The following is a 24176-nucleotide window of genomic DNA, read 5'->3' as shown; positions in this document are numbered from 1 at the left end:
TTAGTGCGCCCCGCCCGACTCCGGCTCCATGAGTGAACGCTGTGATGCCCTCCTGGTGGGCGCCGGAATCATGGGCGCCACCCTGGCGAACCTGCTTCGGCAGCTCGATCCCAGCCTGAAGGTGGTGGTGCTGGAGCGGCTCCCGCAGCTGGGACGCGAGAGCAGCGGGCCGATGAATAACGCCGGCACCGGCCACGCCGCCAACTGCGAGCTCAACTACACCCCAGAGGCGGCTGACGGCTCGGTCCCCACCGGCAAGGCTCTAGCGATCAATGCCTCCTTTGAACGCAGCCTGGAGTTCTGGAGTTCCCTGGTGGAGGGCCAGCAGCTCAGCGATCCCGCGGGGTTCATTCGCGCCGTGCCGCACCTGAGCTTTGTCTGGGGGCAGGCCAATGTCGATTACCTGCGCCGCCGTTTTGAGGCCCTGCAGGGCTCGCCCCAGTTCGCCGACATGGCCTGGAGCAGCGACCCTGAGCAATTGAGGGAATGGATGCCCTTGGTGATGGCCGGCCGCCGCCTGGATCAACCCCTGGCCGCCACCCGGGTGACCCGCGGCACGGATGTGAACTTCGGCTCCCTGACCCGGGCGCTGCTGAAGGGTGTGGACCTGCGCCTGGGGCAGCAGGTGCTGGGGCTTGAGCGGGGCGGGGCCGGTTGGCGCGTGCAGACCAGCGCAGGCGAGCTGGAGGCACCGTTTGTCTTTCTGGGGGCCGGAGGCGGCAGCCTGCCGCTGCTGCAGCGCTCCGGGATTCCTGAGGCCCGGGTCTATGGCGCCTTCCCGGTCAGCGGCCAGTGGCTGGTCTGCCGCAACCCGGCGGTGATTGAGGGCCACAACGCCAAGGTCTATGGCAAGGCCGCCGTGGGGGCTCCGCCGATGTCGGTGCCGCACCTGGACACCCGTTGGATCGAGGGCAAGCGGGCGCTGCTCTTTGGTCCCTATGCGGGCTTCAGCACCCGCTTTTTGAAGCAGGGCTCCCTGATGGATCTGGGCCGCTCGATCAAGCCCTACAACCTGCTGCCGACCCTGCAGGTGGGGGCCAAGAACTTTGATCTGGTGCGCTATCTGGTGGGCCAGGTGATCCAGCGCCCGAAGCAGCGGATCGACAGCCTGCGGGACTTCCTGCCGCAGGTCAACGCCAATGACTGGGAGCTGGCGGTGGCGGGCCAGCGGGTGCAGATCATCAAGCAGGTGAATGGCCGCGGCAGCCTGCAGATGGGCACCGAGGTGGTGAGTAGCGCCGATGGCTCCCTGGCGGCCCTATTGGGCGCTTCCCCCGGGGCCTCGACGGCGGTCGACACGATGCTGGAGGTGCTGCAGCGCTGCATGGGCGAGCGCTTCGCCAGCGAGGACTGGCAGCAGAAGCTCAAGGCGCTGATCCCCTCCTGGGGTGAGGAGCTGGGGGCCAGCGCCGAGCGCCTGGCCCAGATCCGTGAGCGCAGCAATGGGCTGCTGGGCCTGAGCGCCTAGGCCGCGGGAATGGTTTCCGAGCCGAAGTAGGGCACCAGGGCGGCGGGGAGCTTGATCGAGCCATCGATCTGCTGACCGTTCTCCAGCAGGGCGGCCATGGTGCGGCCGACGGCCAGGCCACTGCCGTTGAGGGTGTGCAGCAGTTGGGTGGTTTTGCCCTCCTTGCAACGAATGGCGGAGCGGCGGGCCTGGAAGTCGCCGCAGACCGAGCAGCTGGAGATCTCGCGGTAGGCGCCGGCCCCCGGCAGCCAGACCTCGAGGTCGTAGGTGCGGGTGGCGGAGAAGCCCATGTCTCCGGTGCAGAGCTCGATCTTGCGGTAGGGCAGCTCTAGGGCTTCGAGCACCGCCTCGGCATCCGCGGTGATCTGTTGGTGGGCGTCCGCGGAGTGCTCCGGGTGGCAGAACCAGTAGAGCTCCACCTTGTTGAACTGGTGCAGGCGAATCAGGCCGCGGGTGTCCCGGCCATAGCTGCCGGCCTCGCGGCGGAAGCAGGGGGTGTAGGCGACGTACTTCAGCGGCAGCTGATCGGCGGGAATGACCTCACCGCGGTGCAGGGAGGTGACGGGCACCTCGGCGGTGGGGGTGAGCCAGAGGTCGTCCTCGGCGCAGCGGAAGCTCTCCTCGGCGAACTTCGGTAGCTGGCCTGAGCCGGTGAGGCTGGCGCTGTTGACCAGGATCGGCGGCAGGACCTCCCGGTAGCCCTTGCCGCCGTGCAGGTCCAGCATGAAGTTGATCAGGGAGCGCTCGAGCCGGGCACCCAGACCCATCAGGGTCACAAAGCGGCTCTGGGCGATGCGCACGGAGCGCTCGGTCTCAAACAGGCCCAGGCGCTCGGCGATCTGCCAGTGCTCCTCGAGCCAGTCCTCCTGAGCCCGGGGGCTGCCCCAGGTCTTGATCTCGACGTTGTCGTTCTCGTCCTTGCCGTCGGGGGCCTCGGCCGAGGGCAGGTTGGGCAGCGTCAGCAGCTCCTCGCGCAGCTTGGCCTCGAGAGTCTTCTCTTCCTCCTCGAGGACCGCGACCTGTTGCTTGATCCGGTTGCCCTCATCGCGCAGGGCCTGCACCTCGGGGCTGCCCGGTGCGGCGCCGCCCTTGATCTTCAGGCCCACCTCCTTGCCGATGCGGTTCCCTTCGGCCTGGAGGTTGCTGCGTTTTTCTTCGAGGTCGCGCTCCTGGCGCGCCATCAGCTGCAGGCCCGTGAGATCGAGCTTCATGCCGCGGCGTCCCAGCTGCTCGGTGATGAGCTCAGGGTTGTCGCGCAGCAGGCGCTGATCCAGCACGGGCCCAGGGTTCAGAGGTGGGCTTGAGCCTAGGGGCCGGGCCTCAGAGCACCTGAACGACTTCGCTGACTTCGGGGATGGCCTCGCGCAGCTTGCGCTCGATGCCCATCTTCAGGGTCATGGTGCTGCTGGGGCAGGAGCCGCAGGCGCCCTGCAGACGCACCTTGACGATCGGACCGTCGATTTCCACCACTTCCACGTTGCCGCCGTCGGCCATCAGGTAAGGACGCAGCTCATCGAGGGTGCGCTCCACGTTCTCGATCGTGAGGGCGCGGGGATCGGCGTTTTCGGTGGCTGCTGCGGCTGGGGTTTCGGTGCTCATCGCGCTGAGACGGAGTTGCGCCGAGCTTAGGAACGCGGGACCGCTGCCTAGGATCAGGGCCGTCCGAGCCGGGACTTCCACCAGCGCATGACCGACGTCCCCGCTTCACGGATCCGCAATTTCTGCATCATTGCCCATATCGACCACGGCAAGTCGACCCTGGCCGATCGACTGCTGCAGGACACCGGCACGGTGGCTGTCCGGGACATGCAGGAGCAGTTCCTGGACAACATGGAACTGGAGCGCGAGCGCGGGATCACGATCAAGCTCCAGGCCGCGCGCATGGAGTACAAGGCGGCCGACGGCGAGACCTACATCCTCAACCTGATCGACACCCCCGGTCACGTTGACTTCTCCTATGAGGTGAGCCGCTCCCTGCAGGCCTGCGAGGGGGCGTTGCTGGTGGTTGACGCCAGCCAGGGCGTCGAGGCGCAGACCTTGGCCAACGTCTATCTGGCCCTGGAGAACGACCTGGAGATCATCCCGGTCCTCAACAAGATCGATCTGCCTGGTGCGGATCCTGAGCGGATCGGCGAAGAGATCGAAGCGATCATCGGCCTGGACTGCACCGGGGCGATCCCCTGCTCGGCCAAGAGTGGCCTGGGGGTTCCCGAGATCCTGCAGGCCGTTGTGGACCGCGTTCCGCCGCCGCCGGATCGGGTGAAGGAGCCCCTGCGGGCGCTGATCTTCGACTCCTATTACGACCCCTACCGCGGGGTGATCGTCTACTTCCGGGTGATCTCCGGCTCGATCAGTACCAAGGACAAGGTGCTGCTGATGGCCAGCAAGAAGACCTACGAACTCGATGAGGTGGGGGTGATGGCCCCCGACCAGCGCAAGGTCGACAGCCTGCAGGCCGGTGAGGTGGGTTACCTGGCGGCCTCGATCAAGGCCGTGGCCGATGCCCGCGTGGGCGACACGATCACCCTGGTGAACAACCCCGCCGAGGCGCCGCTGCCGGGTTACACCGAGGCCAAGCCAATGGTGTTCTGCGGCCTGTTCCCGACGGACGCCGACCAGTACCCGGATCTGCGCGAGGCCCTGGACAAGCTGCAGCTGAGTGATGCGGCCCTGAAGTACGAGCCCGAGACCAGCAGCGCGATGGGCTTTGGCTTCCGCTGCGGCTTCCTGGGTCTCCTGCACATGGAGATCGTCCAGGAGCGTCTGGAGCGCGAGTACAACCTCGATCTGATCGTCACCGCCCCATCGGTGATCTATCAGGTGAACATGCTCGATGGGCAGACCTTGATGGTCGACAACCCCGCGACGCTCCCGGATCCCCAGAAGCGCGAATCGATCGAAGAGCCCTACGTGAAGCTCGAGATCTACACGCCGAATACCTACAACGGCACCTTGATGGAGCTCTGCCAGGAGCGCCGCGGTGAGTTCATCGACATGAAGTTCATCACCACAGAGCGGGTGACCCTGCACTACGAGATGCCCCTGGCGGAGGTAGTGACGGACTTCTTCGATCAGATGAAGTCGCGCACCAAGGGCTACGCCTCGATGGAGTACTCCCTGATTGGCTACCGCAAGAACGATCTGGTGCGCCTGGATGTCCTGATCAATGCCGAGCGGGCCGACCCCCTGACGACGATCGTGCACCGGGATAAGGCCTACAACGTCGGCAAGGGCCTGGTGGAGAAGCTCAAGGAGTTGATCCCCCGCCAGCAGTTCAAAATCCCGATCCAGGCCTCCATTGGCAGCCGCGTGATCGCCTCGGAGAGCATCAGTGCGATGCGCAAGGACGTGCTCGCCAAGTGCTACGGCGGTGACATCTCCCGTAAGAAGAAACTGCTGCAGAAGCAGGCCAAGGGCAAGAAGCGGATGAAGGCGATGGGCAAGGTCGAGGTGCCCCAGGAGGCCTTCATGGCCGTGCTGAAGCTCAACCAGTGATGCGGCGCGTGTTGGCACTGGCGGCCCTGCTGGCTGCACCGGCGGCTGTGGCTCCAGCGATGGCGGCTCCTCAGGAGCCGTATCCCGCCCTACAGCTCACGACGGGAGCCGATGTCTGGAGCATTCCCTACGCGGCGCTCGAGCAGTTCATCAATGAGGGCACCTTCAGTGACCAACGGCTGATGAAGCTGGTGATCCACTCCGGCTGGCCGGAGAAGGATCTGCGGGTGGCCCTGGCCAAGCCCTACAGCGTGGACTACCTGGCTCTTTCGCGCTTCCTCAATTCCAAGGCCGGCGAGGCCTTTTTGATCCAGCAGACCCAGGCCTACAAACCCCTGAAGGCCAGCGGCACGGTCGGGATCGAAGGCCTGCGCTACGCGATCCTCGAGAACGCCAAGTCCGGCACGATCTCGGCGATGGGGATCCTGAAGCAACTGCCGGTGCCGATGGCCTTCAACCTCAGCGGCCCGCCGATCGTGCGCTGCTCGTCGCTGCCCTGTGAGAAGCCGGAGCAGTGCCGCTCGGTGCTGAGCTGGTGGATCTTCCTGCCGGCCTGCCTCCAGGCCGCGGCGATGAACGGCTGAATCGGGGAATCCTCAGACCGTTGGTTTGAGGTGATCCCGTGAGGACAAGCCAAGACCAGGGCTTTGCCCTGCCCCTGGCGTTGATTGGCGCCCTGGCTGTTTTGCTCTCGGCGAGTTCAGCATTGGCGATGGCGCTTGGGTCGCGCCAGCAGTTGCAGTTGGAGCTTCAGCAGATTCAGGCCGTCGATGAGCTGGCCTCGGCTGCTCAGCAGTGGGCTCAGCGATTGCAGGGGCCCTGGAACTGTCTGCGTGAGCATCCGTCCAGCAGCTGGAGCACAGCTGGGTGTGGCTCTTCGCCTCCCCCCACCTCGGCTGTGCTGAAGGATTGGCAACCGTCGGCTGCGGGCGGCGGTGAGTTTTGGCTGCAGCGTCAGGACGGAGGTCTGCAGCGCCGTTTCCTTTGGGGCCCCTCGGGATTGAAGGAGCGCAAGTAGATGCCGCTGCTTGAAGTGATGCTCTCCTGCGTGATTTGGAGTGGTGCCTTGGCGGCGGGTCTGCAGCTCTGGGGCCGCGGCGCAAGCCAGCAGCAGAGCAACGCCCAGCGGGCGACGTTGATCCAGGAGATTGAGCGTGATCGTTTGCGCTTGATCAAGCACTGGCGCTCCTTGCCGCCTCGCTCCTGCAGTGATGGAGACCAGCGCTTTCTTGAAGCGGTCGCCAAGGAGCAGCCCACGGCTCCTGGCCTTCGTCGTGTGCTGGAACTGAGCACCTTTGAACCGGGGCTCTGGGTGCGTTGGAGCAGCGCTGATGGGTCGACGGTGTTGCGCGAACGACTGGTGACCGCCGCAGGGCTGGGACTCTGCACGCAGGAGGAGCTGGCCTGATGACGCTGACGGAGTTGCTGCTGGGGCTGTCTCTGCTGGGCCTGATGGGCAGCGTTGGTCTGACTCGGGGATCGCAGGCCCTGGCTGATCAACGCTTGGAGCACGCCACGCGGTTGCTCGATCAAGGGCTCCAGCGGGCACGGCGAGAGGCCCAACGCCGCGGGGAACCCTGCGGTCTGCACTTGAGCGCGGCGGGCTGGCAACCACCCCAGACGGGGACCTTGCCGCCCTGCATGACGGTGCCGCTGGAGCTGCCCCAGGGCGTGAGGATTGCCCACAACTTTCCTGAGCTGCTCCGTTTCACGGCCAACGGTCTGGTGCTCGATGGGGGAACGGCGGTCCTCAGCGCAGGTGCCCACACAGGCCAGCGCTGTTTGGTGATGAGCCTGCCGTTGGGTATCACCCGCTTGGGCCAGATGCGATCGGGTCGCTGTGAAGCCAGTTAGGGGGCAAGCGGGCTTTTCGTTGCTGGAGCTCTTGTTGGCCTTGAGCTTGGGCTTGATCTTCAGTGCAGCAGCTCTGCAGGCACTGATGGCTGATGGTCAGCGCACACAGCGCTTTGGCCAGCAGCTGCGCCAGCGCAGTGAACAGCGGCGCCTGTTGTCCTTGATCGAAAGCGATGCCTTAGAGGCCAGCGCGGTCTCAGCGGAGCCCGACCCCCAGCGCAGCCTCTGCTCTTTGGCCGGGCGAGAGCCGGTGCTCCAGTTGACGACAACCGCCGGTGTGATCACATACAGCATGGGAGACCCGCCCAGCGAGATCTGGCAGGGGCAGGTGGTGATGCGCTGCGGCCCGGCCTACGGCATCGATGGACGCTTGGCCGCGGGTTCTGCCCAGAACCGGGTGGTGCTGGATCAGCTGCCGGCGGGAGATGCCGAGGTGTTCAGGGCTCGCCTAGACAGTGCCTTGGGGGCGGTGGCTCTCCGGGTGATGGGTCAGGAGACGCTGCTTGAGCTCCCCTGACCCTCAGCCGACGGGCCCGGGCAGGTTGATACTTCCGCCGGGGAGATCCACGCGACCATCGCGGAAGATCAGCACCTCCACATCGCGCATGGTGGTTCGGTTGCTGGCGCCACCATCGCTGAAGCTGAGCGAGCAGAAGCTGCGGTTGCAGAAGCTGAGGCCTGAGACATCGGCCTTGCTCTTGTCGATAAACACCACATCCAAGTCGGGGCCTCCGCGGACGGTGTCGTTCCCTGTGCCGGGCAGGTATCGGTTTTCGCCCGTGCCGCCATCGAGGGTGTCATTGCCCGAGAGGCCGATGAGCACGTCGTCACCCGCGTTGCCATAGAGCGCATCACCTGCAGGGCTGCCCCGTAAGCGATCGTTTCCGGATTGCCCAATCACGGTGGCCCCAGGTCCGATTTCACCGGCCTCGAGGACGTCGTTGGCGGTCGAGCCAATGATGGTGTCACCACCGCCGTAGCCGCAGATCAGCACATCGGTGTTGGAGGGAACCGCACCAGTCGGAACCTCCAGGGTGTCAGCACCGCTGGTGCCGCCGCCGAGCCTGTAGAAGCCTTCGATACGCAGGTTCTCGCTGCTGCAGAGGCTGGTGATGGAGGGGAAGGAAAAAACCGGACTCACCCTGGAGTAGGTGTGCGCAGATTGTTTGTATTGCCGCCTCGAGAGGCCCTGGATGCAGAGCTCAAATTTCAGGGATTTCGCCACTGCGGGCTGATCAGTGGCCACCTTTAGCGAACAGGCATCGGTCAGACCATCCACCAGGATTTGCTCGCTCACTGAACTGCTGCTTCCGCTGAGCAGGTCACCGAAGCTGCCGTCGGCGTTGATGGTTGGTCCGCAACGCCAGAGGGTGCGGTCCCCGACCCATTCGGTTGTGTTGGGGTTGGGTCGGCTGAAGTAGATCGCCAGGGGCAGGTCCCGGCGCAGATCGAGGGCAAAGAGGAAGCTCGAGTCGCTCTCACTGGCTGTGCTGCAGAGCTCCTTGGAGACCAGCTCCTCGTCACTGACGATGCGATCGCTCAGAGCAACTTCGGCCTCAATGAAATTGCTGGTCCGAGACCATTCACTGCGTTGCCGCTCGAGCGCTTCCAGCCGTTCGCCGGAGCGGATGTGGGAGAGCATGGCGTCCCCCGCCAGGATCGCGACACCAACCCCCAGGCTTGCTGCGATCAGCAGTTCCGCCAGGCTGAAACCAGCCTCGTGCTGCCGGCGCCTGGGGCGCTTCAGTAGGCGGTGCTGAAGACGCATGCGTTATCTCGCAGTTTGCCGCTGCGGATCAGCCCCAGTGGTGCCAAAAGGCGAATGCAGCGCCCCAGTTGGACCTTTCCGTTGCTCAAGCTCAGCTTGAAGTTGGCCGAGGTGGTGGTGGTCCCACGGGGTGTGAAGACCAGCGTGGTCGGTGTGTTACTGGACTCAGTGCTGAGTTGCAGGCGTGCGCCGGAGGGGACAACCTCCCGCAGCTTCAACGCTGCAAAGGCACCGCAACGGTTGCTTCCATCAGCTTGAAAGCTGGCGTTGGCAAGATCCACCGAAACGGTGCAGGGGTTGCCCTTTTGCATGGCCCGCCGGCGGATGTCATTGAGCCAGGCGCTGAGTTCTTTGCTGGCGCTATTGAGCCGCTCGTCGTCCCAGTTGCGGTTGAAGGTTGGTACGGCGATTCCCGCCAGGATCCCGGCGATGGCCACCACGACCAATAACTCCGTGAGGGTGAATCCGGTCTGGGCGGTTGCTGGCCTCATGGGCACCAGCCTTGGGCCATGGGCACCAAGGTGGTGCTCATGCGCATCGGAATCGATGGGGCATCCAGGCTGATGCGCAGTTGATTGCCGCTAGCACTGAAGCTAGGGATCACGGGGGCGTCTGTCTCGCCCACCGTGAAGCCTTCCGTGGGTGATGGCTTCAACGTCTGAAGGTGAGCCAGGAAGCTGCCGCCGAGGTCCTGGGCGGTGCAGCGCGGTTTGAGCGCCGCGAGGTCGTAGCGGATTTCTTGGGTCAGCTCGCTGTTCGAGCAACCCTGCTCGCAGAGGAAACGAAAGGCCTCAAGACGCAGCGTTTCAACACGCTCACTCATGGCCGTGCTGATTTGATTGCGCAGCTTGGAGCGGTTCATCCCAAGGATGGAGCTGCTGGTGAGGCGCACCGAGCTCGCGACGACTGCCGCTAGCAGGACGGAAGAGATCATCACCTCAGGAAGGCTGTAGCCAGAACTCGTTCTGGGGGGCTTGGGTTTGGCGTGAACAGCCGAGGGAAACAAGAGGTGGATCCGCCCGAGCGATCTTAGGCCTCTCGCTTGGGTCTCGGGCGTGTTGGCTGGGTTCGATTGGGTTCGGTTGTCGGCCTCCCTGCGCCCTGGGCGCAGGGAGGGAAAGGGGCTTGTCATGGGGCCCCTCAGACGAACTTGAGGTTGTCGCGCTGGATCTCAACCGGCTGGTCCTGGTTGGCGATCACGGCGATCAGGTCATCGCCCTCTCCAACGAGGCCATCGCTGTTGAGGTCGTTGAAGATGCCGGTGCCGATGACATCGGGGTGGTTGACCTGGGCCATGGCGTAGTTCGATCCGCCATGGAGCTGGAGTTGATCCTGGGTGGGATCGAAGTCGGTGATCTGGGCGTAGTCGGCCATGCCACCGGAGCTGTAGAAGCTGCCGTTCTTGTTGCCCAGGACAAAGAGGTCGCCGCCACCACCGCCGGTCAAGACATCCCACTGCTCGTCGTTGGCTCCGGTGATGGAGCCAATCAGAACGTCATTGGCGTCGCTGCCGATGAGGCTGTCATCCCAGACCGAGCCGGCCAGGATCTCGCCATCGGGAATCAGGCCCGTGGGGTTGCTGCCGCTGAGATCGAGAGCCGAGCTCTCGCTTGAGACATGGGAGAAGCCCAGATCTGCGAGTTCAGGACTGATCTCATCGGCGGGATCACCGATGACTTCGATGATTGGTTCGCCGGTGGCGACATCGTTGACGGAGGAGACGCTGAGGTTGGCGGAACCACTGACCCCGAAGTCGGAGCCGAGTTTGATTTCGGCGATGCCGAAGTTGACGCCGATTTCTCGGCCGTCATTCCAGGTTCCTTGTGGACCTCCTTGCCAAAGGTGAATTAGTGCATAGTCCTCATCAGTGCCATCTTGAGACAGCACATTGTTGGGTTCGTTGGTATTCCAGTTGGTGAACGTTGATGATTCGCCTGAGCTCCATGACCAGTTGCCTTCGCTGCCTGTATCTGTATATCCGATGTAGGCGTTGTGTGAGTTATTGGTGAAGGTAGTTGTTAGCCACGTGTTCTCATCTGCATCGTTGATGGTGACAAGATTGCCTCCGAGTTTTTGGGCGTTGGCTTCTGCTTGATCCCATGTGGGGCCAGCGATGACGACGTAGGCCGAGTCGCCTCGTTGCATGAAGGGTATTTCGGCCAAGTATGCAGATGCACTCGGGGCCCCATTCGCATGTCGGATGCTCTCAGGGTTGGCCTCGTCTGGTTGATCAACGGGATGCCATCCTCCTTTTTTCCATCCAATCTCCCAAGGGGCGAATGTGTCTTTGAGAATCATCTTGATGTGAGGTCCCCATCCGTGGGAGGTGGGCTGGAAGTTCTCGAATGTCATCGAAGAACCGTTGTCCCATGACTTGCTGCCGTCCGTATTTCTGTATTTCCCTGTGTATAGTGCCCAATAATCTTGCGAGAATGAATCGGTAATAAATTCGTTTTCCTCTGAGCTATTGATGGCCGCAAGTGTGCCGCCAAGGGCTCTTGCCTCGGCTCTTGAATCGTTCTCTGTTGTTGTTTTAAGTGCGAGATACAGGCTGTTCCCGCGGATGACGAGGTCATCGCGCTGGTTGCTCAGCGTGGTGCTCTGGCCATCGCTGACGCCATAGGAGAAGGAGACATCGCCGTGCCAGTTGACATCTGGGGAGAAGGTCCAGCTGCCATCACCGTTGTCGGTGATGGAGCCTTGGCCTGAGGCGAGTTTGAGGGCGACGACCGAGAGGGTGTCGCCATCGACATCGCTGGCGTTGGCGAGAAGTTGCTCAGAGGTGATTAGGAAGGTTCCGTCCTCGAGCATCTCGCCCAGGTTCACTGCACCGGAGACGATCGGAGCGTCGTTGACGGGAGTCAGCGAGAAGCTCTGAGCTCCAGCGGTGGATGCCCCATTGCCGTCGGAGATGGAGTAGCTGAGATCAACCTTGCCGTTGAAGTCCTGGGGAGCCGTGAGGGTCCAGGTGCCGTCGTTGTTGTTGGTTAGATCGCCTACAGAGGTGGTGAGGCCAGTGACGGAGAGGGTGTCGCCATCGACGTCGGTGTAACCCTGCAGAAGATGAGCGGAGTTGATGGTGTAGGCGACATCTTCTGTGCCATCGGCGAGGGCTGCTTTGGCGCCGGTGAGTTCAGGGGCGTCGTTGACCGGAGCGATCTCGAAGGTTTGACGCACCGTGTCGCTGGCTGCTCCGGAGCCCTGGGTGCTGATGCGGATGTCGTCGATCCGCATGCCCCGCCCGAAGGCCTCATCGTCACCCGCTTCTCGGATCTCGATGCGGGTGCTGCTGGAGCTGGCATCGAAGGAGAGATTCAGGGTCTCCCAGAGGTGATCGCTGCCGCTGTTGTTCTGGCTCCAGGTGCCCTGGCTGACGCCGTCGATCAGCACCTCAAAGCGGTTGACCGATTTATCGAAGCCGGGTCGGCCGGCGTATTGCAGGGAGAAGTCGTAGCTCTGGCCCGCAACGGTCTCGATCTCCTTGAAGATCGAGGGGCTGTCGGGGAAGAAGTCGATCGGATCCTCGTTGAGCTCGATGAACTGCTCACCGGAGGCGGCAGTGCCTTGTTGGTCGAGGTTGTTCTTGAGTTCGATCTGTTGGGTGGGGGATTGCCAGCCATCAGCGCTCCTGACGAAGGCCGCCCCATCGCCGGTCAGGGACCAGCCGTTGCCTTCAAAGTCGGCGTGCTCAATGGTGGATCCACCTTGGGAGTCGCTTTCGCTTTGCCAGACCAGTTGGCCGTCGGTGACTTGGTAGTCGAGGGCGACGGTGCCGTTCCAGTTGGCATCCGGCATGAAGGTCCAGGTGCCGGCATCACCAGCACTGAGGGTGCCCTGGCCGTCTGCGACGCGCAGGTTGGCAACGGAGAGGGCATCTCCGTCGGGATCGCTGAATCCGGCCAGCAGGTCGGAGGCTTTGATCGTGAAGCTGTGGTCTTCTTTGCCCAGGCCCAGCTTGGCCATCAGGCCAGTGAGCAGCGGGGCGTCGTTCACCGGGTTAACGGTGAGGTTGGCCCTGACGCTGGCGGAGGCGCCCTGGCCGTCATCCACGCTGTAGGCGAGTTCGACCTGACCGTTCCAGTTCTTCCCTGGAGTGAAGGTGAAAGTGCCATCACCGTTATCAGCGAGATCGCCCTGGCCGCTGGCGACCTTCAGGTCCTTGATGCTGAGGGTGTCTCCATCGACATCCGATGCGGTGCTGAGCAGCTCCGATTCCTTGATGACGAGACTGTTGTCCTCATCGATGGCATCGAGGGTGATGTCAGAGGCGACAGGGGCGTCGTTGACGGGATTGACGGTGAAGAAAGCTTCAGCCGCAGTGGAGCTGAGTGTTCCGGTCCAGGGATCTGAGGACCCTTGCCCATCACTGACACCGAAGGAAAGGGAGACCTCTCCGTTGAAGTTCGCGTTGGGAGTGAAGGAGAAGGAGCCGTCGGGATTGGTGCTCAGGGTCCCGTCGTTGGAGGTGAGCTTCAGATCAACAACGGTGAGTTGATCGCCATCGACGTCGAAGGCGTTCTGCAGCAGATCGGCTGCGGTGAAGGTGAAGACGTTGTCCTCATCAACCGAACCGAGGTCTGCAGGCCCCGAAACCTCAGGTGCGTCATTGACTGGATTAACGGTCAGCGAGGCCCCAGCAGGAGTGGAGCTGATGGCTCCGGTCCAAGGATCAGCAGCGCCATGGCCATCGGTGACACCAAAGGAGAAGGAGACCTCTCCGTTGAAGTTGGCATCCGGCGTGAAGGTGAAGGATCCATCGGCATTCGTTGCCAGAGATCCGTTCGCTGAGGTGACCTTCAGATCAACAACGCTCAGTTGATCGCCATCGACATCAGAGGCGTTCTTGAGAAGATCGGCCGTGGTGAAGGAGAAGGAGTTGTCCTCATCGACAGAGCCGAGACTGACGTCACCGGAGACAGTGGGAGCGTCATTGACCGGATTCACCGTCAGGTGAGCTTTCGCTGCTGCAACTGCAGCCACGACTTCCCCAGTGCCCTGCGCCGAATCGGAGATGTCAAACAGGCCTGAATCGGTTTGTTGTTGAGACTCACTGCTCAGTGAGTCCTGGTTTTCACCCTGTTGCTGCAGGGCTTCTGGCCCGACCTGGGCGATCAGCTCAGCGCGATTGATGGCCGCAAAGACGTCGTCCTGAATGATCGCGGTATCGGTGTTGTTGCGGATTAGATCCGCCAGGCTGGTGCCCTTGATTTGATTCAGGGTTTCTGAATCAAACATCTCGTTCTCAAACCAGAGGCGATCTCCATCACGCAGGGCTGTGAATTGATCGGCAATGATCCGTTGGAAGGTCTCGCCGACCATTCCTCCATTGATGTGGTCCTCGGCGAGGCCACCAACCCAGAGCTCCACCTCATCGACGTTGCCGTAGGCCCGCTCTAGTGCGGCCGCTGCATCCGCGTCCGAGGTGATCTCAGCAAAGCTGCTGTAGGTGCTCAGCCCCAGTGATTGGCGGGTCTCATTGAGGGATCCCAGGCCAAGATCACGGCCCCGTTGGATGTTGATCGCCGCCAGGTCCATCGAGGGCATGCCTGGACCAACACTCAGGAAGTTGCGGAGGTCATCAGCGATATGAACGTCGAGCTCTTTCGAGAGATCGCTGGCTAGGTTTCGAATGAACGCATCGGCCCCGCCGTCTTGCACGAACAGCAGGGGATTCATGAAGAAGGCATCCTTCAGGTTCAAAGCGGAACCGATGGTGTTGCCCTCGTTGTCCAGTCTCCGCAGTTCAGAGGAGACCAGGGAGTGGCCAAAGCGATAGGCCGCGCCAGAGAACTCGACGCTCAGGCGTGAATCCACTGAGGCGTCATGCCCCTGGTAGTTCGCGATTGCATTGCTGCCGATCAGTTTGGGCAGGAACTCGTTGTAAGTGATCTGTGCAATCTCAGCCCCAACGATGGCTCGGGCATGTTCATAGAGCTCATCGCTGCTCCACTCGGGGTGCTGCTGGCTGAGGTTGCCAACCAGGCGGTTGTGCTCTCGAATAAAGAGGGTCTGGAGCGCTGTGAGGTTGGGGTTCTCAGCGGCGCGGTTGTCGCCGGCATCGAACTGAGGACCGCGCCCGAAGTTCGCGATCGGCAGGTTGTCTCCTTCGCTGACGCGCATCAGGCCGTTTTGGCCCCGCAGGCGTGCAGCGGTTGCAGGGTCAGAGCCGTAGACCATTGAGGCATCCAGCCAACCCGTCACCGCATTGAGAACCTCTGCGGGTTTCCCCTCGACACCAGTGCCGCTGGCGATGCCACGTCGGGTGACGCGGATTTCCCCACTGAGGAAGGCGTCCCCATCCGGGACCTGAATGTTGATGGAGTTGTTGGGGTCGCGAACATCGCTGTTCGCCATCTGGGTGATGTCGTGGTCGATGAATTGCCCCCAGGCGTAGAGCATCGCGGAGATGCCTTGGCTATTGGCCTGGGTGGCATCACCGGCGATCACCTCATTGCTCACGGTTCGGGCATTGGTGACGGCGCTGTCTGGGTGCATCGCATGCACGCCATCGGCGAAGTCAGCGGGACCGATGCGCTGGAAGGTGCTGTTGGCACTATTCAGTAATGCATTGGCGAGGTTGTTCCCAGCACCATTGATGGCTCGGTGCTCCATGGAGGAGCTGTCGAGAATCACGATTTCGCTGGATTGTCCCAGTTGTGAGCTGCGCTCGGCATCAGCGAAGACCTGAATCTGGAAGCGCTCGATCCCTTCACTGAAGCGGTCGGCATTCAGTGCTTGATTGAGGCTGAAGGAGCCATCTGCATTCAGAGTTGCGCTTCCTTCGGTCTGGCCGTTCGCAAAATCGCTGCTGGTGATGTGTTCACCACGCAGGGACCAGAAGACGGTGCTGCCTGACGCCATCCCGTTGACCTGGATCTGCGCCTGCAACGTCCCGGCTTCATCGATCTGCATCGATGCAGGTGTGACGATGGCTTGGGGATCACCGCTGGGTGGCTGAGGGGTGACAGGAGGCGTGGGTTCGCCGATGGGAGGAGTGGGAACCGGGTTCTTCACCACGGTCTTTCCGTCACTGACTTCGTAGGAGAAGGCGACCTGCCCGTTGAAGTCCTTGTTTGGATTGAAGGTGAAGGAGCCGTCACCGTTGTCGGTGATGGAGCCTTGGGATGAATCAACGCTCAGGTTGATGACGGAGAGGGCGTCGCCGTCGACATCGGAGGCGTTAGCGAGGAGCTGAGCTGCGGTGAAGGAGAAGGAGTTGTCCTCATCGACCGAGCCGAGGTTGACGTCACCAGAGACGGTGGGAGCGTCGTTGACGGGGTTAACGGTGAGGTTGGCGCCAGCAGCGGTTGCACTGATGGTGCCGTTCCAGGGATCGGAGGAACCCTGTCCGTCGGAGACATCAAAGGAGAAACGAACATCTCCGTTGAAGTCTTTAGTTGGATTGAAGGTGAAGGAGCCGTCACCGTTGTCGGTGATGGAGCCTTGGGATGAATCAACGCTCAGGTTGATGACGGAGAGGGCGTCGCCGTCAACGTCGGAAGCGTTAGCGAGGAGCTGCGCTGCAGTGAAGGAGAAGGAGTTGTCCTCATCAACGGAGCCGAGGCTGACGTCACCAGAGACGGTGGGAGCGTCGTTGACGGGGTTAACGGTGAGGTTGGCGCCAGCAGCGGTGGCACTGATGGTGCCGTTCCAGGGATCGGAGGAACCCTGTCCATCGGAGACATCAAAGGAGAAGCGAACATCTCCGTTGAAGTCTTTGGTTGGATTGAAAGTGAAGGAGCCGTCGCCGTTGTCGGTGATGGAGCCGTGCTGTGGATCAACGCTCAGGTTGATGACGGAGAGGGTGTCGCCGTCGACATCGGAAGCGTTAGCGAGGAGCTGAGCTGCGGTGAAGGAGAAGGAGTTGTCCTCATCAACGGAGGCTAAGTCCACCGGGCCAGAGACCACCGGCGCATCATTAACCGGTGTGAGCTGGAAGGTTTTGCTGCCGTCAGCACTACCACCTTCGCCGTCGATGACGGAATAGCTCAGCTCAACTTGGCCGTTGAAATCCTGAGGGGTGCTAAGGGTCCAGGTGCCGTCGTTGTTGTTGCTCAGTGAGCCAATCGAGCTGCTCAGGCCGTCAACACTCAGGCTGTCGCCATCGGCATCGGTATAACCCTGCAGCAGATCAGCAGCTGCAATCGTGTAGGCCACATCTTCCTGGCCATCCTCAAGGACGGCCGGGGTGCCGGTGAGTTCAGGAACGTCGTTGCCGGGAATGACAACAAAGCTCTGCTGAGCGGTGTCCGCTGGAACCTTGGTGCCGATGCTCGCGATCCGGATGTCATCAATGCGCATCCCGCGGCCAAAGGGCAGATCGGTGCCGGCCTCTTTCAGTTCAACGCGTGTGGCTGGGCCACTGGCTGTGAACTTCAGGTTGATGGTTTCCCAGTTGTGCTCGCCGCCCAGGCTGCTGTCACCGGGCGTGGCAGTGGTGTTGCTTTGACTCCAGGTGCCCTGGCTGACGCCATCAATCAGCACCTCGAAGCGGTTGACGTCCTCGTCGTATCCCGCGCGTCCGGCGTATTGCAGGCTCAGCTCATACTCCTGGCCTGCGTTGGTGGTGATGTCCTTGAAGACCCCGCTGGCATTGGGGAAGAAGCCGAACGGGTCTTGGTTGAGCTCAATGAATTGCTCGCCATTGGCGGCTTGGCCGCTGCCATCTCCGTTGTTCTTGACCTCGATCAGCTCGCCTTCTGGTGGCGTCCAGCCATCGACTTCTTCCAGGTAGACCCCGCCCTGGCCAGTGAAATTCCAAGGGGCACTTTCAAAGTCTGTTCCGTCGAATTGCTCCGGAGATCCGCCAACCGCGGCGTTCTTCCAAATCAGCTCGCCATCACTGACTTGATAGTCCAGGGTGACGGTTCCGCTCCAGTCCTTGCCGGGGGTGAAGACCCAGCTGCCGCTTTCGCCGGCTTGAAGTGAACCTTCGCCTTCGCTGACGCGCAGGTTGGTCACCTGCAGGGGATCCCCATCGGGATCGGTGAAGCCCTGCAGCAGATCGGCGGCATGGATCGTCATCGCCCGGTCTTCTCGGCCATCGGCCAGTACCGCCATCTCGCCGGTCAGCTCCGGTGCGTCATTGACCGGATCCACCGTGAGCTTGGCGGCCACTTGAACCGAGCCGCCATTGCCGTCGCTGACGCTGTAGCCCAAGCGAACCGCGCCATTCCAGTTGCCGTTTGGCGTGAAGCTCCAGCTGCCGTCGGCGTTCTGGCTCAGGCTGCCGTCACCCTCGAGCACTTCCAGGCCATCCACCGAGAGCACATCGCCATCGATGTCGTTGGCGGTTACCAGCAGATCGGCTTCGCTGATCAGCGCAACGCTGTCTTCTTCGATGGCACTCAGGGTCACGGTGGATGCCGTCGGGGCATCGTTCACCGGCTCGATCAGCAAGCTGGCGCTGGCCTTCGCGATGGCCTTGCCATCGCTGATCTGATAACTGAGGTTGACCTCGCCGAACCAGTTGTCCCTGGGGGTGTAGCGCCAGGTGCTGGCATCGACGCGGCTGAGGCTGCCCTGACCGGAGGTCAGTCGAACCCGGCGCAGGCTCAGGTTGTCGCCATCGAGGTCACTGCTGCCGGCGAGTAGGTCAGCCGCGGTGATCAGAACGCTTTGATCTTCCTGGCCGCTAGCCAGCTGTTTGATTCCGCCGGCGCTAGGAGCACGGTTGGCGTGTTGGATGTCTTCTGTGGCCTGACTGACCAGGACTTCCTGGAAGCCGTCCTCATCGACGTAGCCCACTTCGACGCGCAGCTGCGAGCCGACGAGGTCTTGGTTCAGCTTGAGGGTTTTCTGGGTTCCGCCATCGACATTCACCCATTTCTGGGTGGCGTCGTCTTTGCGCTGCCACTGGTAGTTGAAGTCCCCGAGGCCATCGACATCAGCGATGGAGTCGGTGTTGGCGACGAGGGATTGCCCGACCTTGGCTGTGGCAGGCAGTGAGAGGGGACGTGCCCCGTCGGGTTGAGCCCAGAGGCCCAACCCGTTAATCGACCCAAAGGCCACACCTCGGTTGGTGATCAGCTTGAGCAGGGCTCCACCATCGATGCCAGGAAGCATCAGGGTGTGGCTCTGGTAGCTGCCAATCGAAGCGCTATCGAAGCGAGCGACCTCTTCCCCAGCCCACTCGACGCGCAGTTCAGCACCCTTGGGAAGGGCGCCTGGGAACTGCATGCGCAGGGCATAGGCCTGGTCGGCCTGGCTGTTCACCTGGCGTTGAATCGCTACCAGGTCGCTTGCTGCAGAGCCGGAGGAGCCGGAGCCGCTGGCGACATGGGTGCTGATTGCTTGCCAGCCACTGGGGATGGATCCGTTGCTCCATTCGGTGCCGCGGATCACCCAGTTGAGTTCAAAACCACCGCCAGACAGCAGGTTCAGACCGGCGGTGGTGACAGAAGTGGTAGCCATTGGGGAAGTGGGCTTGGTGCGCCCGTGGTTTGGGTCAGAAGAACTGGGTTATCGCCACCGCCCAAGGACTCGAATCGAGAAATGGCGTTGCCGCCATTGGGTGCAATAACCACAGCTGAACGACCAACCGCTGCAGGAAGCTGCTGCTGAATCGGTGTTCATGAACCAGCCGCCCCAAGCAGCTGGTGGTATCGACCAAGGCGTTCAGAACGCCTGCCCAAGGTCGATGGAGTCAATCTGACTGAGATGACTCCTATAGACGAGCTAATGGGGCCTTAAATTGCTGTTTTTCAGTGAAAATACTGAACCTTTTATCGACCTCTTGGTTGCCAATAGGCGACGGAATGGCACACATTGATTAGCCACAAAAAAAGGCCCCTTGGCGATCGCCAAGGGGCCTTTTGAAAGCAATGGTTATGCTACCGGTCTCAGGATTCCAATGATCAAGTCTCCATTGAAGTCCTGGTTGAAATCATTCTCCCATTGGGCGCCAGCCAAAGAATTGCTTGAGCCTATGAAAGCGGTTCCTGTGTAGTTCCAGTTTTCATCTGTTTCCCAAATAGATATAAGGCCTGATGTTGTTGTCCAGGCGGCCATATTTCTTCCCTCGATATTCTCTGCGCCGGTGATTAGCCAGTCAGCAAAGAAGCCGTCCTTCATCTGACTTCCGTTGTAGGTGATTTCATGAAGAGTGCCGTCTGCATTTTTTGCATAGGCGCCACCAAATGAATCTTTGGTGAGTGTGGTGTTACCGGCGACCTCGGCATCTTTGTAGGAAGTGCCGATGATGGAGTCGCCGTTGAAGTCTTGATTATAAGACTGTTCCCACTTCAGGCCGTTAGAGCTATTTGCTGAGCCATAGAAAGCAGAATTTGCGTAATTCCAGTTGGCATCAGTGTTCCAGATGGAGATATCGCCAGAGGAGTGCTTCCATGCGACTGTATTGTTTCCATTGACTACTTCTGCACCGAGGATAGACCATCCAGCAAAGAAGCCGTCCTTCATCTGACTTCCGTTGTAGGTGATTTCATGAAGAGTGCCGTCTGCATTTTTTGCATAGGCGCCACCAAATGAATCTTTGGTGAGTGTGGTGTTACCGGCGACCTCGGCATCTTTGTAGGAAGTGCCGATGATGGAGTCGCCGTTGAAGTCTTGATTAAAAGACTGTTCCCACTTCAGGCCGTTAGAGCTATTTGCTGAGCCATAGAAAGCAGAATTTGCGTAATTCCAGTTGGCATCAGTGTTCCAGATGGAGATATCGCCAGAGGAGTGCTTCCATGCGACTGTATTGTTTCCATTGACTACTTCTGCACCGAGGATAGACCATCCAGCAAAGAAGCCGTCCTTCATCTGACTTCCGTTGTAGGTGATTTCATGAAGAGTGCCGTCTGCATTTTTTGCATAGGCGCCACCAAATGAATCTTTGGTGAGTGTGGTGTTACCGGCGACCTCGGCATCTTTGTAGGAAGTGCCGATGATGGAGTCGCCGTTGAAGTCTTGATTAAAAGACTGTTCCCACTTCAGGCCGTTAGAGCTATTTGCTGAGCCATAGAAAGCAGAATTTGCGTAATTCCAGTTGGCATCAGTGTTCCAGATGGAGATATCGCCAGAGGAGTGCTTCCATGCGACTGTATTGTTTCCATTGACTACTTCTGCACCGAGGATAGACCATCCAGCAAAGAAGCCGTCCTTCATCTGACTTCCGTTGTAGGTGATTTCATGAAGAGTGCCGTCTGCATTTTTTGCATAGGCGCCACCAAATGAATCTTTGGTGAGTGTGGTGTTACCGGCGACCTCGGCATCTTTGTAGGAAGTGCCGATGATGGAGTCGCCGTTGAAGTCTTGATTAAAAGACTGTTCCCACTTCAGGCCGTTAGAGCTATTTGCTGAGCCATAGAAAGCAGAATTTGCGTAATTCCAGTTGGCATCAGTGTTCCAGATGGAGATATCGCCAGAGGAGTGCTTCCATGCGACTGTATTGTTTCCATTGACTACTTCTGCACCGAGGATAGACCATCCAGCAAAGAAGCCGTCCTTCATCTGACTTCCGTTGTAGGTGATTTCATGAAGAGTGCCGTCTGCATTTTTTGCATAGGCGCCACCAAATGAATCTTTGGTGAGTGTGGTGTTACCGGCGACCTCGGCATCTTTGTAGGAAGTGCCGATGATGGAGTCGCCGTTGAAGTCTTGATTAAAAGACTGTTCCCACTTCAGGCCGTTAGAGCTATTTGCTGAGCCATAGAAAGCAGAATTTGCGTAATTCCAGTTGGCATCAGTGTTCCAGATGGAGATATCGCCAGAGGAGTGCTTCCATGCGACTGTATTGTTTCCATTGACTACTTCTGCACCGAGGATAGACCATCCAGCAAAGAAGCCGTCCTTCATCTGACTTCCGTTGTAGGTGATTTCATGAAGAGTGCCGTCTGCATTTTTTGCATAGGCGCCACCAAATGAATCTTTGGTGAGTGTGGTGTTACCGGCGACCTCGGCATCTTTGTAGGAAGTGCCGATGATGGAGTCGCCGTTGAAGTCTTGATTAAAAGACTGTTCCCACTTCAGGCCGTTAGAGCTATTTGCTGAGCCATAGAAAGCAGAATTTGCGTAATTCCAGTTGGCATCAGTGTTCCAGATGGAGATATCGCCAGAGGAGTGCTTCCATGCGACTGTATTGTTTCCATTGACTACTTCTGCACCGAGGATAGACCATCCAGCAAAGAAGCCGTCCTTCATCTGACTTCCGTTGTAGGTGATTTCATGAAGAGTGCCGTCTGCATTTTTTGCATAGGCGCCACCAAATGAATCTTTGGTGAGTGTGGTGTTACCGGCGACCTCGGCATCTTTGTAGGAAGTGCCGATGATGGAGTCGCCGTTGAAGTCTTGATTAAAAGACTGTTCCCACTTCAGGCCGTTAGAGCTATTTGCTGAGCCATAGAAAGCAGAATTTGCGTAATTCCAGTTGGCATCAGTGTTCCAGATGGAGATATCGCCAGAGGAGTGCTTCCATGCGACTGTATTGTTTCCATTGACTACTTCTGCACCGAGGATAGACCATCCAGCAAAGAAGCCGTCCTTCATCTGACTTCCGTTGTAGGTGATTTCATGAAGAGTGCCGTCTGCATTTTTTGCATAGGCGCCACCAAATGAATCTTTGGTGAGTGTGGTGTTACCGGCGACCTCGGCATCGCTTAGGCGTCTACTTGCTCTCTCTGCATCTGCGATATCAATAGTTCTTCCTGATCCTGCAAAAAAGATCTTCTCAATATTCCTAACCGTGTCGAGTCCCTCGCCTTGCTCTCCTCTTAGATCTCGAACTGTATAGTCTCCATTCTTTTCAAGTCTGACTTCGTAGTCTTCTTGCCTTCCTGAGTACTCGACCGTATCTTCATCAAGGCCGCCATCAAGTAGATCGTTCCCTGCTCCTCCGACAAGCCAGTCGTCGTCTTGTTCGCCATAAATTCGGTCGTCCCCTGCGTAACCCCTTAGCTCTTGCTGCCCATAGCCCCCATAAAGTCTGTCGTTGCCATTTGAGCCTCGAACAATCCAGTCGTGATGGGGTGGGATGCCGATTACTGGCTTATCTTCACCATCATCCAGATTGATAAGATTGATGTTCTTAAGTTGTAGCCTGTTGTAGCCCAGGTCGCGTGTCTCTATGCGTTGCGTGATGTCATAGGAAATACTCCCATCGTTCTTAAAGTCGTCCTTGCCCTTCACGACGACGGTCTGAGCGGTATCCCAGTTTTCGCTTGTGAAGACTAGCCTGGAGGTGCTTAGTTCTGCCTCAGATGAATCGCTAACGGCTAGGTGAATGACCACATCATATTCGGGCCTTGTGTCGAGTTTGTACTCAAAGCTGGCTGTATTGAGATCGCCTGTCCACCGGCCATCAAGATCAAATCCATCATCTTCGCTTGTCGTGAAGTCGCTTCCGGTAATCGTCACACCCGGATCAGTTTTTAGGGTGAGGATCTGGTCGTTGAAGATTAGTTGCTCTATCCCTGTAATAGTGGCGCTGTTGCCATTGCCGTTGATATAGTAAGTGGAGCCCTCCTTTGTGACTGAAAATTCGCTGAATCGATGGTTTATAAATTTGATGCTGTCGAGACCTGATCCGCCACTGAATACCGCATTGACAAAATTGCCTGTTATTTCTGCTCTATCATCGCCTGATCCAAGCAGAATGTTACTGTCTCTGATGGCTATTGATGAATTGAAGCTTGGGGCGGCTTGGTCAAGGTGTCTAGCCCCTGCCCAGTCCAGCCTATTGCTTGTGAATGTACTAAATCCTATGGCTATAAACTCGATGTAATCATCTCCACATCCTAGGTCGATATTCGAATCTCCGATCGCAATTGCTTCTCCATTGCTTGCATCATCAACCTTCTGAAGGTCGCGTCTTCCCGTCCCTTGCCCGGCATCATCAAAGCCATTGACATGGTCCGACCAGACATTAAACCTATTATTGGTGCTTGTTTTCGCAGTGATCGAGACGTGATCGTTCCCGGCGCCAGTCCTTATTTCCCCACCTTCGCTGCCGAATGCCTTAATCGACTGCGTTTGTCGATATTCCGAATTTCCTGAATTCATGGCTCCAGCATCGGCCACAATCGAGATCCGATCGTCCCCTTCACTCGTCTGGACTGTTGAATCCTTTAGACCCCATGCGGGATCGTGAGTGCCTGTAATTCGACTCTTGGCGCTAATGTCTACGCGTTTATTGGTTTCACCGCTCAGATTCAGCGTTGAATTGTATAGCCCGTATGCATAGCTTTCCTGGGCCTGGGCATATGCATGGATGACGGCAAGGTCTCCGAATTGAGTGATGACCGAGTTGTCGACGCCCTTGGCGACAGCAATGCTTCGCGCATCACGCCAATAAATGGTCCCTCGTGACCTCAGACGGTCAATCGCTTCCGTGCTGATTCGCAGTTCTCCCTCGATGACCACATTCCTATCGCTGAGCGCCGATGCTCTAGCGCCCTGTAGATAGTGATCTCTGTAGGCCGATCCAGTGAAGTCGGTCATGTTGCGTTGGTTGCAGGAATCGTTCTCCCCTAGTGCTCCCAAGTTCCCAATGCGCATTCCCCTCTAGCCTCGGACTGATGCCCGAGACATTCGCGGATCACGGTTGGTTAAGGCTCTTTCGCTGCTGTAAGCCAGAAAAAGTCATAGCACCAA

14 protein-coding genes are annotated in these 24176 nt (G+C 59.5%); 7 read left to right on the top strand and 7 right to left on the bottom strand.

The window, feature by feature from the left end:
- Positions 1-28: 28 nt before the first annotated feature.
- Complete coding sequence (gene mqo, locus LY254_RS05425) at positions 29-1468, top strand: malate dehydrogenase (quinone) (RefSeq protein WP_247479448.1); 1440 nt, start codon at positions 29-31, stop codon at positions 1466-1468.
- Here the strand turns inward: mqo and serS are convergent.
- On the bottom strand, positions 1465-2745 hold the full coding sequence (gene serS, locus LY254_RS05420) for a serine--tRNA ligase (RefSeq protein ID WP_247479447.1): 1281 nt from the start codon (positions 2743-2745) through the stop codon (positions 1465-1467). The two genes, mqo and serS, sit on opposite strands and share 4 nt — an antisense overlap.
- Before the next feature lie 43 nt (positions 2746-2788).
- Complete coding sequence (locus LY254_RS05415) at positions 2789-3067, bottom strand: NifU family protein (protein ID WP_010312903.1); 279 nt, start codon at positions 3065-3067, stop codon at positions 2789-2791.
- Positions 3068-3154: 87 nt separating this feature from the next.
- On the opposite strand from LY254_RS05415, the gene lepA reads away from it, so the two are divergent.
- From lepA to LY254_RS05385, 6 genes are read left to right on the top strand one after another with little or no spacing between them, the layout of a single operon-like run.
- Entirely contained in the window at positions 3155-4963 is a 1809-nt protein-coding gene (lepA, locus tag LY254_RS05410) for a translation elongation factor 4 (RefSeq protein WP_247479445.1), read from the top strand.
- Complete coding sequence (locus LY254_RS05405; protein ID WP_247479443.1) at positions 4963-5547, top strand: alpha/beta hydrolase; 585 nt, start codon at positions 4963-4965, stop codon at positions 5545-5547. The genes lepA and LY254_RS05405 overlap by 1 nt, the downstream gene beginning before the upstream one ends.
- Positions 5548-5585: 38 nt before the next feature.
- Complete coding sequence (locus LY254_RS05400; RefSeq protein WP_247479440.1) at positions 5586-5981, top strand: hypothetical protein; 396 nt, start codon at positions 5586-5588, stop codon at positions 5979-5981.
- Positions 5982-6371: a hypothetical protein gene (locus tag LY254_RS05395; RefSeq protein WP_247479438.1), complete on the top strand. Its 390-nt coding sequence runs from the start codon at positions 5982-5984 to the stop codon at positions 6369-6371.
- Positions 6371-6817 (top strand): GspH/FimT family pseudopilin, encoded by a 447-nt coding sequence (locus tag LY254_RS05390; protein ID WP_247479435.1) that lies wholly within the window; start codon positions 6371-6373, stop codon positions 6815-6817. Before LY254_RS05395 ends, LY254_RS05390 begins: the two co-directional genes overlap by 1 nt.
- Before the next feature lie 34 nt (positions 6818-6851).
- Entirely contained in the window at positions 6852-7334 is a 483-nt protein-coding gene (locus tag LY254_RS05385) for a prepilin-type cleavage/methylation domain-containing protein (protein WP_247479433.1), read from the top strand.
- A gap of 3 nt (positions 7335-7337) precedes the next feature.
- Here the strand turns inward: LY254_RS05385 and LY254_RS05380 are convergent, their stop codons facing one another.
- The 5 genes from LY254_RS05380 to LY254_RS05355 all read right to left on the bottom strand — a co-directional run bounded on the left by LY254_RS05380 (position 7338) and on the right by LY254_RS05355 (position 24023).
- The gene (locus LY254_RS05380; protein ID WP_247479431.1) at positions 7338-8585 is read right to left on the bottom strand and encodes a hypothetical protein; all 1248 of its coding nucleotides are present in this window, start codon (positions 8583-8585) and stop codon (positions 7338-7340) included.
- A complete protein-coding gene (locus LY254_RS05375; RefSeq protein WP_305852551.1) occupies positions 8561-9076 on the bottom strand; it encodes a Tfp pilus assembly protein FimT/FimU in 516 nt (171 codons plus the stop codon). Before LY254_RS05375 ends, LY254_RS05380 begins: the two co-directional genes overlap by 25 nt.
- Positions 9073-9519 (bottom strand): hypothetical protein, encoded by a 447-nt coding sequence (locus LY254_RS05365; RefSeq protein WP_247479428.1) that lies wholly within the window; start codon positions 9517-9519, stop codon positions 9073-9075. Before LY254_RS05365 ends, LY254_RS05375 begins: the two co-directional genes overlap by 4 nt.
- Positions 9520-9725: 206 nt before the next feature.
- Positions 9726-18998 (bottom strand): cadherin-like domain-containing protein, encoded by a 9273-nt coding sequence (locus LY254_RS05360; protein WP_247479426.1) that lies wholly within the window; start codon positions 18996-18998, stop codon positions 9726-9728.
- Between the two features lie 414 nt (positions 18999-19412).
- On the bottom strand, positions 19413-24023 hold the full coding sequence (locus LY254_RS05355; protein ID WP_247479423.1) for a hypothetical protein: 4611 nt from the start codon (positions 24021-24023) through the stop codon (positions 19413-19415).
- Between the last annotated feature and the right edge of the window lie 153 nt (positions 24024-24176).

This window comes from Synechococcus sp. NB0720_010, from assembly GCF_023078835.1.
Taxonomy (GTDB): Bacteria; Cyanobacteriota; Cyanobacteriia; order PCC-6307; family Cyanobiaceae; genus Vulcanococcus.
The sequence above is the reverse complement of the archived record's forward strand: the minus strand, read 5'-3'. Positions and strand labels throughout refer to the sequence as shown.

Coding starts and splice junctions, on each gene's coding strand:
- mqo (WP_247479448.1), top strand. CDS start 29: ATGAGTGAACGCTGTGATGCCCTCCTGGTGGGCGCCGGAATCATGGGC.
- LY254_RS05415 (WP_010312903.1), bottom strand. CDS start 3,067: ATGAGCACCGAAACCCCAGCCGCAGCAGCCACCGAAAACGCCGATCCC.
- lepA (WP_247479445.1), top strand. CDS start 3,155: ATGACCGACGTCCCCGCTTCACGGATCCGCAATTTCTGCATCATTGCC.
- LY254_RS05405 (WP_247479443.1), top strand. CDS start 4,963: ATGCGGCGCGTGTTGGCACTGGCGGCCCTGCTGGCTGCACCGGCGGCT.
- LY254_RS05395 (WP_247479438.1), top strand. CDS start 5,982: ATGCCGCTGCTTGAAGTGATGCTCTCCTGCGTGATTTGGAGTGGTGCC.
- LY254_RS05390 (WP_247479435.1), top strand. CDS start 6,371: ATGACGCTGACGGAGTTGCTGCTGGGGCTGTCTCTGCTGGGCCTGATG.
- LY254_RS05380 (WP_247479431.1), bottom strand. CDS start 8,585: ATGCGTCTTCAGCACCGCCTACTGAAGCGCCCCAGGCGCCGGCAGCAC.
- LY254_RS05375 (WP_305852551.1), bottom strand. CDS start 9,076: ATGAGGCCAGCAACCGCCCAGACCGGATTCACCCTCACGGAGTTATTG.
- LY254_RS05365 (WP_247479428.1), bottom strand. CDS start 9,519: ATGATCTCTTCCGTCCTGCTAGCGGCAGTCGTCGCGAGCTCGGTGCGC.
- LY254_RS05360 (WP_247479426.1), bottom strand. CDS start 18,998: ATGGCTACCACTTCTGTCACCACCGCCGGTCTGAACCTGCTGTCTGGC.
- LY254_RS05355 (WP_247479423.1), bottom strand. CDS start 24,023: ATGACCGACTTCACTGGATCGGCCTACAGAGATCACTATCTACAGGGC.